Origin of the sequence: Kibdelosporangium aridum (assembly GCF_900176515.1) — a bacterium.
GTDB lineage: Bacteria > Actinomycetota > Actinomycetes > Mycobacteriales > Pseudonocardiaceae > Kibdelosporangium > Kibdelosporangium aridum.
Genome location: NZ_FWXV01000002.1, coordinates 117,056 through 130,425, shown reverse-complemented (window position 1 = coordinate 130,425; position 13,370 = coordinate 117,056). Strand labels below are relative to the sequence as shown.

The following is a 13,370-nucleotide window of genomic DNA, read 5'->3' as shown; positions in this document are numbered from 1 at the left end:
TAAATCGGATGACCGGCGTTATCGATGCCAGAAACGGTGTGCCTGAATTGAGGGCAAGGGTGCGGCATCGAATAACGTGTGTCGAAGGCAGGCTCGGTTCTGGCAAGAGCTCCTTGCTCGCCGAAATGGCGCGGCAGGCGCAGGCGTCTGGATTCACTGTGCGCACTGCCGCCGCGTCGGCTGTGGAAAGTGATCTTCCTTTTGGTGTAGTCGATCAACTTTTCCCGGGCAAACTCGACGGCTTCGACCTCGACGGGGACCTCCACGGAGTGCTCCGGCACGCCACGCAGTACCTGCGGGCGCTGGCCGTGCAGCACCCGGTGTTCCTCGGCGTCGACAACGTGGACAAGGCCGACGAGGAGTCCGTGCGGTGGTTGACTTTCATCCATCACCGGCTCGCCGACCTGTCGATGAGCATGGTGCTCACGTGCGGCCCCGTTCGCTCGGGCCTGGTCAACGAGCTGGTCGGACCCCTTGAGCGGATCCGGCTCGGCGGCCTCGAGCTCGCCGGGTGCGCCCGCATGATCGGACCGGCGCCCGATGAGTACGTCGCTGCCTGCCGCGAAGCCACCGGCGGAAATCCTTACCTGCTCAGGGAATTGCTGGCGGCGCAGAAGCCGAAGACGGCCGAGGGCATCGAGGCCGCCGCGAGCACGGTCGCGATCAGCCTGGTGCCGCGGCTCGCGTGGTGCGGTGACGACGTCCTTGCCATGGCCAAAGCCGTTGCCCTGCTTGAGGGGATCACGATCCCGCTCGCCGCGGCGGTCGCCGGTCTGGACCTCGAACGTGGCATGGCCGCGGCGGCCAAGCTCGCCGAACTCGGCTTCGTGGACGAGGAACCGCTGGCGATCACGTACCCGATCGCCCGGAAAGCCTTGTTGCACAGCATGACCAGCCCGGAACGGGAAGCAGCGCACGGCCGGGCCGCGCGGTTCCTGCACAGCCGCGGGGAAAACGCCGGGGAACACCTGCTGGCCAGCGCCCCACTCGGGGAAGACTGGGCGATTGAGGCGTTGCGTGACGCCGCACGCCGCGAGCAAAGCCCGGACCGCGCCGCCCGCTATCTGCGTCGCTTGTTGCGGGAACCGTTGCATGACAGCGGGTTACGCGCCGAGGTGGTCGGACAGCTCGGCTTGCTCGAGACGCATCTCGATCCGGACGCCGCGTTCGAGTCGCTGACCAAGGCCAGCGGACACATCACCGATCCGGTCGAGGAAGCCAAACTCACCCTCACGCTGGCGTACGAGATCGCCGAACGCCAAGACCGAGGCCGGGCCGTCGCCGCGCTGGACTCCGCGGCGAGCGCGGTCACCGGCATCGACCCCGATCTGAGCCACTCGCTGCAGCTCTACGCCGCCCGGCTGATCCTTGAGGAGTCATGCGTCGACGCCGACCTGCCGCCCAGGTTCGAGCGGCTGCGCGCCGAACCGGCGATGTCGGCGAAGAACGAGCGGTTTCTCACCGCGTTGCTGGCGTTTCGTGACTGCCTGCGCGGCGAGGATCCCGGCAGGTCGGCCGCACTGGCCAAAGCCGCGCCACCCCGCCTGGTCGAAGGCGCCGTCGGCGACATCATCGACCGGGCCACGTTCACCCACATCGTGATCACGCTGATGATCGCCGACGAGCTGGACACCGCGCTGAAGCTCTGCGACGACGCGTTCGCGGTGACCGCCGGCCGGGACGTGCCCGTCGCCCTCGCGCAGGTGCACTCCCTGCGGGCGCACCTCTACCTGCGGCTTGGCCGGCTGGCCGACGCCGAGTCGGACGGCCGGACCGCGCTGGAGATCTTCGACCAGCTCAAGCTCGGCCGCCAGCGCGTGGTCACGCTCGCGCTCACGGCCCTGTGTTCGACCTGGGCGGAGATGGGAGATCCGGAGCGGGCGCTCGAGCTGTTCGCCAGCCACCGGCTGGACGGCGCGGTGCCCGAGTCCCGGCGGTTCGACCGCGTGCTCTACCACCGTGGCATCGCCCGGTCCCGGCTCGGTGATCACGGTGGAGCCCTGCTTGACCTGCTGGAATGCGGCAAGAGGTTGATCAAGCGCGGAGTCGTCAACCCGGGTGGCACGGCATGGCGCTCGCACGCGGCCGAGGAGTACCTGGCGCTCGGCCGTCCCACCGACGCCCTGCGGCTCGCCGAGGAAGAAGTCGCGCTGGCGAGGCGGTGGGGACGCCCGCGTGCGCTCGGAAACGCCCTGCGCGTGGCGGGTATTGCCGCTCAGGAACAGGGCGCTGAGCTGCTGGCGGAGTCGGTCGAGGTGCTCACCGACTCCCCGGCGCGGCTGCAGTTGGCGCGTTCCCTGCTCGCCTGGGGCGCCTTCCTGCCGCCCGCGGACCGGCGGCCGGTGTACCGGCGGGCGCACGACCTGGCCAAGGCGTGCGGCGCGATCCCGATCATGACGGTGGCCGCGAACGAGTTGCGCGCCGCAGGCGGACGGCGGTCACGGCAGGACTCGTGCAGCCTCACCGACCAAGAGATGTGCGTGGCGGCAATGGCCGTCCGCGGCCGGACCAACCGGGAGATCGCGGCGGAGCTGTACGTCACGCAGCGTGCTGTTGAACAGCACCTGACGAAGGTATACCGGAAGCTCGGGATCGCCGGGCGTGCGCAACTGGCTTGCGCGCTACCGGGACACTGGCCTGGTGGAGAGCCGTAGAGGACTTGGCTACGCGATTGCCGCGTACGCGTGGTGGGGACTGGTCCCGTTGTACTTCACGGCACTCAAACCCGCTGGGCCCCTTGAGGTTCTGGTACACCGTTGCGTGTGGACAGCGGTGTTCGGTGTGCTCATGCTCGCCGCACTGCGGCGGCTGCGCGGGCTACGAGCCGCCGTCAAGCCGAAGCTGGTGCTCGCCGCGGTGGTCATCGCGATCAACTGGTTGGTCTACGTCTACGGCGTGCACACGAACCAGGTAGTTGAAACCTCACTTGGTTACTTCCTGAATCCGTTGCTGACCGTAATCCTCGGCGTCACGCTGCTGCGGGAGCGGTTACGCGGACTCCAGTGGGTCGCCGTCGGCATCGGCGCCGCCGCGGGCGTGATCCTCACTGTCGCGTATGGACGGTTGCCGTGGATCGCGATCACCCTCGCGGTCGCGTTCGGAACCTACGGTCTGATCAAGAAGTCCGTCACGGTGCCCGCGACAGAAGGCGTCACCGTGGAAACTCTGGTGCTCGCCCCGGTCGCTTTGGTGTATACGTTGTTCTTCGCCGGTCCGGACGGCAACACGTTCGTTTCCGGGTCTGCCTGGCATACCGTCCTGCTGGTGCTGGCAGGCCCGATCACCGGTATACCGTTGCTGTTGTACGCCGGTGCGGCGCAGCGGTTGCCGCTCACCATGATGGGGCTGCTGCAGTACATCACGCCCGTTTTACAGTTCGCCCTCGGCGTCACCGTCTTCGGCGAGGACATGCCGCCGGTCCGGTTGCTCGGGTTTGGACTCGTGTGGCTGGCGCTGGCCGTGCTCACGTTCGACGGCCTCAGACAACGCCGTCAGGCCGCCGCACTCGCCGTCACGGGCCAATAGGGTTTTCTTTCACCGCAGGTCAGCGATGCTTTTTCGATCAGTTCGCCCAGTCAGCTATGCCAGTGGAGCCAATGGGTGGCAGTATGGACGCTGGCCGCGGGTCATCGCTGTGAGGACCCGGGCTGTATTTCAGGGAGATAGTGGTATGGCGCAAGGCACCGTTAAGTGGTTCAACGGCGAGAAGGGCTTCGGGTTCATCGAGCAGGACGGCGGGGGCGCCGACGTGTTCGTGCACTACTCGGAGATCCAGGGCAGCGGATTCCGGTCGTTGGACGAGGGCCAGCGTGTTGAGTTCGAGATCGGCCAGGGCCAGAAGGGCCCGCAGGCCCAGAGCGTGCGTGCGATCTGATCAGCACTGAGTAAGTCGCGTGGGGCCCGCACCCCTGATCCGGGTGCGGGCCTTCCGCCGTTGCTAGGAGAGTTTCGCGGCCACTTCGGCCGCTTTCGGGTGACGCAGGTAGTCCAAAATGGCCTTCGCCGCCGTCCATGACTCGGCCGCGCCGGCCCGGTCCTGTTCGGCCTGCTGGACGTCACCGAGATTGTTGAGGGACAAGGCTTCGAAGTAAGAACTCCCGAGTTCGCTGAACCCGGCAATAGCCTGCCGGTAGTGCTCGGCTGCCCGGCCGAGCGAACCGATCCGGCGGTAGATGAAGCCTAGGCTGTCGAGTACGGCGGCCTGCATGTGCTTGTCCCGCAACTGATCGGCGATCCGCAGTGCCTGCTCGCACAAGCCGAGCGCGGCCTGGTGATCGCCGAGGTGGGCGGTCGTCCACCCGAGACCGTTGAGGCTGCTGGCCTCGCCGAGCCGGTGGTTGCTCCACCGGAACAACGCGAGGGCTTGGCGGTGGTGCGCCATCGCCCTTTCGTAGTCGGTCTTCTCGTGGTAAGTCCACGCCAAATGCCGGTGTGCCAACGCTTCACCGGTGCGATCGCCTAGTCGTCCATACAGGTCGATCGCGTGTTCGGCGTGGTGCACGGTCTCGGAGTACTCGCACAGGTTGTGATACGCCTGTGCCAGCAGCCGATGCGCGTCTGCCTGCGCGCCCTGATTGCCTATCCGTTTGGCCGTGCGCAAAGCGATCCGCTGCGTGTTGACCCAGTCCTGCCAATGCCCGCGCAGCCGCAGGAACCCTGCCAGTGCACGGGGAAGCTGCCACGCGTGGTCGTCCCAGCCTTGCTCCGCGGCCAGCTGCACGCAAGCCATCAACGAGTGGTGTTCTTCATCGAACCACCGCAGCGTGTTGGGATAGTCGGTCAGCTCCATCGGCCGCGCGCCTTCCACCGGAGGATCGGTGACGAGCGCGGATTGATTGCTGTAGAGCTGTTTGTCACCGGACAACGCGGTGTGCAGGTAGTGGTCGAGCATGCGGCCGACAGCGTCCTGTGTGGACTCTTCCCGCGCTGCCTGCTCGGCGGCGTAGACCCGGAGCAGGTCGTGGAACCCGAACCGGCCCGGACGCAGCTCGCTCAGCAGGTGCGCGCGGACGAGCTCGGTGAGATCACGCCTGGCTTGTCCGGCGTCGGTTCCGGCGAGCGCGGCAGCGCAGTGCGCGCTGATGTCCGGACCGGGAAACATGCCCAGCAGCCGGAACATCCGGGCAGCGGTGGGCGAAAGCCGCTCGCACGACCATGAGAACACGGTTCGCAGATCAAGGGTCTCGCCGAGATCAAGCCCGTCGAGCCGGGTGTCGGTCAGCTCGTCGACCAAGCACTGCAGCGGAGTCTGGAAACCCTTGTTGACCCGTGACGCCACGATGCTCAACGCGAGCGGAAGTCCCGCGGACAACTTGGCCAGTTCGGTCGCGGCCCGTGGCTCGGCCGTGACGGCCTCCTTGCCGAGGCGCATCGACAGCAGCTCGCGACTCGTACCCACATCGAACAGCTCGAGCGTGCGACGTTGTGCGCCCTCAAGGGCAACCAGCCGGTCCAGCCGGTCCCGGCTCGTGATGATCACGGCACAGCCGGAACTCCCAGGCAGCAACGATTGCACGTGGTCGCTGTCGCGCACGTTGTCAAGGACGACAAGAATCTGCTTGTCCGCCAACAAACTGCGGAACATCGCGGCCCGTTCATCCTCTTCGGCCGGAATGGCCTGCGGCGCGACCCCCATGTCCTGCAGGAAAGCCCGCAGCACGCGACTGGCCTCCAACGGCGGCTGCGCACCAAAACCGCGCATGGCCGCGTACAACTGGCCATCAGGGAAGCGATGCTGAATCCGGTGCGCCCAATGCAGAGCCAGAGTGGTCTTGCCCACGCCTGCGGTGCCGGACAGCACGGCGATCGTCATCCGGTCGCTGTCCAGCATGTCGTCAAGAGCTTGGATGTCGTCGGCGCGATCGACGATGCGCGGGTCGTGCGCGGGCAATTGCCTTGGCGCAGGCCGTTGCATCGACCGCGGAACCGACGGCGGGATCAGTTGGGCCAGCGTGGTACCGAGTTCCGCGTCACACCGCTTGGCAAGCTCGACGGAAGCGGGGCGCAGCCCGTTCTCGATCTTGCTGAGATAACCGGTGTTGTAGTGCACCCGGGCCGACAGTTCGCGCAGCGACCAGCCGGCGGCCTGCCTGGCCTCCCGCAGTCGCTTGCCGAACGCGGACAAAGCCCCTCCTGGTGTCGACCACTCGTTGCCTACTGACGAGGCAACAGTCAACTACTCGCGAGTCGGTAGTTGCTCGGCGATAGTTGAGAGCACAAGCGTGCCAACCGGCTAGGCCTACTGGCAACGGTAGTACTACCCACGCCGGGCGTGCTCGCATGGCACGGCCCGACCTCGCCCGACGGCTGCGAGGCGGCCGGCGGCATTGCGGTGTCCCCAGCACCAGCCGCCAACTGAGGGAGGGGCCTGGTCAGTTTCACCCCCAAACTGGCCATGTCCCTCCCCACCTTCGTAGCTGTGCTCCGATTCTCCCGGCAGCGGTCCGGGAGCCCTCCCAGACTAGGTCTGCTACGGATAGGGCACGCCTCGATCTCTAAGCGCTGGCAAGGCTTTTACGCTGGTAGAAGTGTGCTCAAGCTTGAGCACAGCGGCTGCTGGATCCAGGATGCGCGGAGCCATCGAGCCTCGTTGACCATTCCCCGGGGTGGTCGGTTCAAGCCCCGCTGGTGACACTGGACCGCGGCCGCTACACCGAGCCGATGGCACCATCGTCAAATCCAGTTGTCCACAACCACCCAGAAACTCCCTTGACCAGCCATATCCCCGATAGACTGGCCAGGGGACGCCCCCCGGGAGTGGTGGGGGCTGTTCTGGGGGTGGGGGTTGGGGTTTCTCAAAGAGTTGTCGTTTCAGTGCGATTCGGTTCATGGTCCTGGCCACGTCGGCCCAGCCGAGGGGTATGTCATGTGTTGCCTGGTCAGCCGCTTGTGTTGCGTGTGGACTGCATGCTCTGACTCTCGGTAGGAAGTTGCTTGCCGTGCTTGGGTTTTGATAACCGTTGCAGGCCGTATGCGAATGTCGATTAGCGTCTGGACCCTTGTGCCGCAACGAAAGACGATGTGGGTATGGGTCACGTGTTGTATCAGGAGATGGGCGTCTCGCTCATGCCGTACGCGTTGCGGTTGACCGGTTACGACCGGCAGTGGGCTGAGGACGTTGTGCAGGAAACCCTGATCAGGGCGTGGCGCAACGCGAGCAGACTCGATCCGAGACCGCACTTGCTCCGCGCATGGATGTGCACGGTCGCGCGGCGTGTTGTCATCGACGACCGGCGGAGCAGGCAGGCGCGTCCTTATGAGGTCGAAGAGGCTCACGAGGACTATGTCAGTGTTCCGGATCCCGCTGACCAAACGGTTTCGGCCATGGTTGTGCATCGTGCGCTGGACAAGTTGCCTGAGGCGCAACGGCAGGTGATCCAGGAGACCTATTTGCGTGGCCGCACCGTCAACGAGGTCGCGGACATGCTGGGGGTTCCGCCGGGCACGGTGAAGTCCCGGATGTACCACGGTGTGCGGGCGCTGCGCCGTTCGCTCAACGACCGGACGATGTGAACAGGAACCCCCGCACCCGGTGCACTCTTGCCTCGGTGAGCGCGGCCGACACCACACTTGAGTTCCGGAACGCGTGCGCCACGGCGACCCACCAGGCGTATTCACTGTCCAAACCGGAGCCGTCGTGTGTCGCTTCCGGGCACGGCTGGCCCGATCCCCTTCTCCGGGAGTGGTTGATCGCGGCTTTCAGCTGTGCCGCTTCCACCGTCGCGTCGAGGTCCACTCCGGAAAGTCCACGCATACTGCCTATTCGTTCCGCCGCCGCTCGGACGTCCGGATCGAAGCGCGGGGCCAGCGTCCATCGCCACTCGCTCAGTTCCAGCAACTGCCTGCGCACCCGGTGGTGCGGGCAGAACCGCTTTCCCCTCGCCACGAAGACGACTTCCGGGTTGACGAACCGCAGCGACCGGTGCAACGGGCGCAACAACACGAACACCTGCCAGCGTTCGAGCGCCAGCCCCAGCCTCGGCTTGAGACGTTCGATGCCTGGCAGGGCCGCCGCCAGCGCGCCGGGGATGAACCCGAACGCCGACGCCGCGGACGCCGCAGGCGAGACCCAGTCCAGTGAATGCCAGTCGAACCAGGCCGCCATCAACGCGATGTACTCACCGAACAGGTGCAGCATCGCGAACCCGACGGACAGTTGCAGGCATCGCAACACCCGGCGCAGCCACGGGAACTCCGCGATCGCCGGGTCCTTCGCCGCCTGGCCGCAGCCGCGCGTCGATGCGGCCGTCGCGATCGTCGTGGGGATCAGATAGACGAGCACGAACGCCGAAACCGTTGGCTGGTGGGCGTACTTGCTGATGAAGTCCACCTCGTGGCTGCCAGGGAACGACGAGATCGCGAACAGCACCACCATCACGGACACGAGCCCGAAGAAGATCTTGCTGAACCGCCACACCAGTTCACATGCCCGCGCCAGCGGATAGCGCCAGTACGTCACCAGCGACAACGCCCCGCACGCGAAGCCCGCTTCCATGCAGGCTTCCAGCAGTGTGGAGAAGCTGTCGATGCCGATGAACGAGTCGAACCAGATGGCGAACGTCGGCGCCGACATGATCGCCGTGCCGACGGCATAAGCCAAAGTGATGGTCAATGCCCATGAGCGCGCGTGACCGCCATGGCGATAGAGTCGAAAAGCCTTGTAGGACAAGGCAAGGCCGCCGACGAGGGCGCCGCCGATGAAGATGACGTCAAATGTAGACGTCATGGGCGGCCTCGTGGTCGGTTGAGAACGACGAGACGATTCGCCGTACGTGGCCTGGCATGCCCGGGTCGCCGAACGACCGCTGATCGGTGATGGCGTCGAGCAGCTCGTCGGCGAGTTCCTCGGCGGCGCGTTCTTCATGGTCGTTGAAAGCAGTACGGCCGGCCACGTACCGCGCCATGTCAGGCAACAGGTTCGGGGCCAGCCGTCGCAGACTTTCCGATTTGGTCAGGGTGACCGGCTGATGACCGAGCATCAGGTGGGCGAACTCGTGCAGCAGGATCTGCAGCCGGTGGTACCAGCGCGGTGAGTCCGCGCAGATCACCAGGTAGTTGCCGTTGGCCAGCAGCGCGGAGACTCCGGTCAGCCGTGCGTCCGGCAGCGGTGCGAAGCGGACTTCCACGTGTTTGCCGAGGTGCTGGCCCATCAGCTCGCACACGCGCCGGGCGGCCTCCTGGTAGGTGGCCGTCGGCGCGAGTCTCAGCTCACCGATGACACGATTGACCAGCGCACGGCGGGTGCGTCTGTTCATCTTGACTCCTGGTCCCGCCGGATGAACCAGCCCTCGTACTTCCCGGGCTCCAGCGCATCGGCGATCGCCTGGATGGTAGCCCGTCGGGTCTGCTGGGACAGCTCCGGAACCTTGCCCGCGAGCCGAGTCACGAACTCGACCACACCAAGCTCCCGCAGTTGCACCAGGTCAGCGCGTTCGCTGTCGACCCAGCGAGCCAGCCTGTCATCAAAGAAGTACGCAGGAGGCACGTCGAAGTGTTCAGCCAATCCCAGAATGTGTTTCAACCGGGGATTGTCGCTAACACCGTTAAGCAATTCTCTGATGTAGCTCGCCGAGATCGACCCGAACCGGCCATTCGAGCTGATGGCGGCGGCTACGTCCTCTGGAGACACCGTTCCGTGCGCGGTGTCGAACAGTGTTTTCAAAGCTTCGTGACGCCAGTGCGGCGTCTCACCCTCGGCCAGTTCGCGGCGCCCGCCGACGAAGTAGGCCGGGTGCACACCCAGCGCTCCGGCCAGGTCCTCAATGGCCTGGCGAGTCGGATTGTCCTTCTGGCCCTTGCGCAGTTGTGCGATGTACGCGTGACCGATGTCCCCACCGCGGTCCCTGATCGCCGCGGCTAGTTCCACATTGCTCAGTCGCCTGCGCCTAGCTGGTGGATGGCGGCACAGGTCATCGAGGACCGCGGCGAACAGACCCTCCCCGACACGGGTCATATCCCCCTCCTCACTCATTCGCGTCGACAATGTACTCGTTCGAAACACTGAGGCAAGGGTTGAACACTGTGCGTCGCACCCCTATGCTCCGGTCGGCGTATTTCTACTCCTGTTGGGGGTGATTCACCAGATCTTCCACGTGAGTTGAAGTCGTGGTGTAGGCGCCGCCGTCAGACCAGGGTGCAGGTTCGAGCTGATAGAGAGGTTCATGTATGCGCGCACGGCATAGAGCGACCCGCCAGCGGTCCCGTGCGGTAAGTGGCCACCTTGATTCTCGGATGATCATGTTGACCGCGGCTGGCATCGCCACCGCGACGGTCGCCGCCACGCTGATGCACGGTCTCGCTGGCGCGGCCGAGACAAAAAACGAGACAAATTCAGATACCACGACGATCTTGGGGCGCAACCAGGCCCCCGCCCCTGCCAGCGCCGGAGCCCCGCAGCCGGCGATCAGGCCAGCGACAACTTGGTACTCGGACTGGTCCTCATTTGGGTCAGGATCTGCGAGCGGGACGACATGCGTACCGATGACGCTCCACCTGTGGTGCTGAGCAACCCTGTCCTCGGCCGCGAAGAAGGAGCGGAGTTCTGACATGAAGCAGCAACTAGGTGGGCGAACCAGCGCTCACGGCGGGGTGGACACCACCCCTCGCCGGTCAGGCAGGGCCGGCGCGCCGACCCGGCCGGACGAGTTCTGGGACGCCGCACCCATGCGTGCGGCGGCCGCGGAACGTCACTTCGGCCAACTACTTCGTGAGTATCGGCGGGCCAGCAATGTCGGCCAGGCGGAAGTCGCCCAATGGCTGGGGGTAAGCCAGGGGCAGATCAGCAGGATCGAGCGCGATCGAAGTCAGGTCCACGACCTCGACAAGCTCGAGCGCTGGGCGAAGGCGCTGAAGATTCCGCAGCGGCTGCTGTGGTTCCAGCTGTCCGGGTCCCGGCAGACCGAATTCGCCGGTGGCGAAGGCGGTTTCAACGCGCTGCGCACCGTCAGCAGGCCCGACGACCAGGTCGGCCTCGGCATGCGGCAGCTGTTCCGGTGGCTCGGCAACGAGGCGACCGAAGAGCCCGAAGCGCCGACGGAGAACGTCTTCCGTGCGGCGGCGGAGTCGTACCTGCGCGGCGGTTGGTACGCCTTCGACGAGGGTGAGGTCGCGCTGGGCAGCCAGCGGATGCGGATCGCGCTCAACCTCAGCAGGCGGTCCGGTGAACAAGCTCTGTCCGCGGAGATCCTTGCGGCACTGAGCTTCCAGTCGTTGTTCCACGGCACGCTCGAATCAGCGGTGCCGGTGATCCGGATGGCCGAACAGGCCGCGGAGAAGACCGGGTTGACCTTGCTGCGGGTGGAAGTCGCCTCGATGGCGGCGTCCTGCTACGCGATGATGGGCGACCGCGACACGTGCTTGCAGGTGCTGCGCAAGGCGGAGAAGTCGCTGGAGACGGTCAATTCGTCCGAGCCGACTGACCGGCTGTACCTCGCGTCCGGGTGCGCGTTGTCGTTCCGGTTCCTCGGCTGGCCGCGTGAGGCGGAAGGGTTTGCCCGCACGGCGGTCAAGTTGAGCGAGCGGTGGCCCGGAGTCCGGTTGTGCACGAGGACGTTGCTCGCATCGGCATTGGCGGACCAGCGCAAGGTCGAGGAAGCGTGCGCGACCACCTCGCAGGTGGTGCCCAGGGTGGCACCTATCCGCCCGGTTCGTGACCAGGTGTGCCTGACTTCGGTGGTGCGGCGGCTGTCGAAGTACGGCGACGACATCTCGGTTCGCACGCTCTACAGCCAGCTCGCCGGTGTCGGCGTGGCTGTCCCCCGGATCGGCTGACGCGCGTGGTTTCGCCTCCAATGCGGCTGCCAGAAGGGCCTCTGGCAGCACATTGGAGGCAAACGGTGCACACGTGGCATCAGCCCGCGGCGATCATCCGCTCGATCTCGGCGTCGAAGTCGAACCAGTTCTCCTCGGCGCCCGGCAGGACGACCTCGTAGGTGGTGTCCAGGAAGTCGGCGAGGTCCTGGGCGTGCGCCTCGAACCGGGCCTGTCCCTTCGGCGTGACGAACTCGATGATGACCATTTCCTCGTTCTCGGGGTCCGGCCACACCCGCACGTCACCGTCGCCACTGCGCACGATCAGGCCGTCGGCCAGCAGGTCACGGGACAGGATCCACTGCACTGCCCGCGCGCCCTCCGGCTCGAACAGCGCGTACACCGCGAACGGGTCGCGGGTGTCGTAGCGCAGCTCGACATCCACGGGCACGGGGTGGGCGGACACCAGGTCGAAGGTGACCGTCGTGATGATCTCGGTGTGGTCGTCGCGTGTCATCGCTGCCTCCTCCAGCTTTCAGGGCCTTGCGGCGATGAGACGCCTCCCCAGGGCCTGTCTGACGGCCATATCCGGAATGATCACTCGAACGTGTCGGTTAGTGGCCCCGGTCACCCGGATTTCTGCCCTTTCGGGCTCGCGGCGAACGTCCGGCGGTAGTCCTTCGGCCCCACTCCGACGACCTTGTTGAAGTGGTGCCTGAGCAACGCCGCGCCGCCGAAACCACACTGCTGTGCGATGTCCTCGATGCTCAGACTGGTCTCCTCGAGCAGCCGCTGCGCGTGCATGACGCGTTGCGTGGACAGCCAGCGCAGCGGGGTCGTCCCGGTCTCGGCGACGAATCGGCGGGCGAAGGTCCGCTCCGACATCTGGGCGCGTTTGGCCAGGTCGGCAACGGTGTGCTCGACCGCGAGGTGCTCGATCATCCAGGTCAGCACCGGCTCGAGGCTGTCACCGGTCTGCGGCATCGGCAGCTCGACGTACTGGCGTTGACCGCCGTCACGCTGGGGCGGGACGACCATCCGACGGGCGATCGCGGCGGCCGGTCCCGAGCCGAGTTCGCGGCGGACCAGGTGCAGACAGGCGTCGATTCCGGCGGCTGTGCCCGCGCTGGTGATGATGTCGCCGTCGTCGACGAACAGGACGTCCGGATCGAGCTTGGCATCGGGGAAACGGTCGGCGAAATCCGCCGCGTGCCGCCAGTGAGTTGTGCACAACCTGCCGTCGAGCAATCCAGTCGCGCCCAGCAGGAAGGCCCCGCTGCAGACCGTGAGCACGGTCGCGCCCCGCGCGGAGGCCTTGCGGATGGCATCGAGAACGGGCTCGGGGTACTCGTCACGGATGTTGCACGCCGGGATCGCGACCAAGTCCGCGTCGTCGAGCGCGCTCAGGTCGTACTCCGGGATCAGCGAAACACCGAGTGACGTCCGCAGGGGGACATTCGCCTGCTCGGCGCACACCCGGAACTCGAACGGCGGCACGCCGTCGTCGGTGCGGTCGACCCCGAAAACCTCGCAGAGCACGCCGAACTCGAACGGGGCGAACTCGTCCACGAGCACCGCCGCCACGGTTTTGAGCATGCCGCCATGCTACTTGGCAGGATTTT

11 protein-coding genes are annotated in these 13,370 nt (G+C 66.1%); 5 read left to right on the top strand and 6 right to left on the bottom strand.

What is annotated here, in order from left to right:
- Positions 1 to 59 precede the first annotated feature (59 nt).
- From B9C43_RS10060 to B9C43_RS10050, 3 genes are all read left to right on the top strand, one after another.
- Complete coding sequence (locus B9C43_RS10060) at positions 60 to 2,654, top strand: LuxR family transcriptional regulator (RefSeq protein WP_160096462.1); 2,595 nt, start codon at positions 60 to 62, stop codon at positions 2,652 to 2,654.
- Positions 2,641 to 3,525 carry an EamA family transporter RarD gene (gene rarD, locus B9C43_RS10055; RefSeq protein WP_235038543.1) on the top strand — a complete coding sequence of 295 codons (885 nt, stop codon included), beginning with the start codon at positions 2,641 to 2,643 and terminating at the stop codon, positions 3,523 to 3,525. Before B9C43_RS10060 ends, rarD begins: the two co-directional genes overlap by 14 nt.
- Positions 3,526 to 3,670: 145 nt before the next feature.
- Positions 3,671 to 3,874 (top strand): cold-shock protein, encoded by a 204-nt coding sequence (locus tag B9C43_RS10050; RefSeq protein ID WP_033381005.1) that lies wholly within the window; start codon positions 3,671 to 3,673, stop codon positions 3,872 to 3,874.
- Positions 3,875 to 3,937: 63 nt separating this feature from the next.
- On the opposite strand, the gene B9C43_RS10045 is transcribed toward B9C43_RS10050, so the two are convergent.
- Entirely contained in the window at positions 3,938 to 6,124 is a 2,187-nt protein-coding gene (locus B9C43_RS10045; RefSeq protein WP_160096460.1) for a helix-turn-helix domain-containing protein, read from the bottom strand.
- Positions 6,125 to 7,026: 902 nt separating this feature from the next.
- On the opposite strand from B9C43_RS10045, the gene B9C43_RS10040 reads away from it, so the two are divergent.
- A complete protein-coding gene (locus B9C43_RS10040) occupies positions 7,027 to 7,512 on the top strand; it encodes a sigma-70 family RNA polymerase sigma factor (RefSeq protein WP_033381006.1) in 486 nt (161 codons plus the stop codon).
- Here the strand turns inward: B9C43_RS10040 and B9C43_RS10035 are convergent.
- The 3 genes from B9C43_RS10035 to B9C43_RS10025 are packed head-to-tail and all read right to left on the bottom strand — an operon-like array spanning position 7,493 to position 9,952.
- Positions 7,493 to 8,725 carry an MAB_1171c family putative transporter gene (locus tag B9C43_RS10035; protein WP_084425769.1) on the bottom strand — a complete coding sequence of 411 codons (1,233 nt, stop codon included), beginning with the start codon at positions 8,723 to 8,725 and terminating at the stop codon, positions 7,493 to 7,495. The genes B9C43_RS10040 and B9C43_RS10035 overlap by 20 nt on opposite strands.
- On the bottom strand, positions 8,709 to 9,254 hold the full coding sequence (locus B9C43_RS10030; RefSeq protein ID WP_084425768.1) for a hypothetical protein: 546 nt from the start codon (positions 9,252 to 9,254) through the stop codon (positions 8,709 to 8,711). Before B9C43_RS10030 ends, B9C43_RS10035 begins: the two co-directional genes overlap by 17 nt.
- Positions 9,251 to 9,952 (bottom strand): hypothetical protein, encoded by a 702-nt coding sequence (locus B9C43_RS10025; RefSeq protein WP_084425767.1) that lies wholly within the window; start codon positions 9,950 to 9,952, stop codon positions 9,251 to 9,253. The genes B9C43_RS10030 and B9C43_RS10025 overlap by 4 nt, the downstream gene beginning before the upstream one ends.
- Positions 9,953 to 10,545: 593 nt before the next feature.
- On the opposite strand from B9C43_RS10025, the gene B9C43_RS10015 reads away from it, so the two are divergent.
- Positions 10,546 to 11,769: a helix-turn-helix domain-containing protein gene (locus tag B9C43_RS10015; RefSeq protein WP_033381009.1), complete on the top strand. Its 1,224-nt coding sequence runs from the start codon at positions 10,546 to 10,548 to the stop codon at positions 11,767 to 11,769.
- A 79-nt stretch (positions 11,770 to 11,848) separates the two neighbouring features.
- Here the strand turns inward: B9C43_RS10015 and B9C43_RS10010 are convergent, their stop codons facing one another.
- Together B9C43_RS10010 and B9C43_RS10005 are read right to left on the bottom strand one after the other, a co-directional pair.
- Positions 11,849 to 12,265, bottom strand: a complete 417-nt coding sequence (locus tag B9C43_RS10010) for an SsgA family sporulation/cell division regulator (protein ID WP_033381010.1) — start codon at positions 12,263 to 12,265, stop codon at positions 11,849 to 11,851.
- A 110-nt stretch (positions 12,266 to 12,375) separates the two neighbouring features.
- Positions 12,376 to 13,344: a GlxA family transcriptional regulator gene (locus B9C43_RS10005; RefSeq protein ID WP_084425766.1), complete on the bottom strand. Its 969-nt coding sequence runs from the start codon at positions 13,342 to 13,344 to the stop codon at positions 12,376 to 12,378.
- Between the last annotated feature and the right edge of the window lie 26 nt (positions 13,345 to 13,370).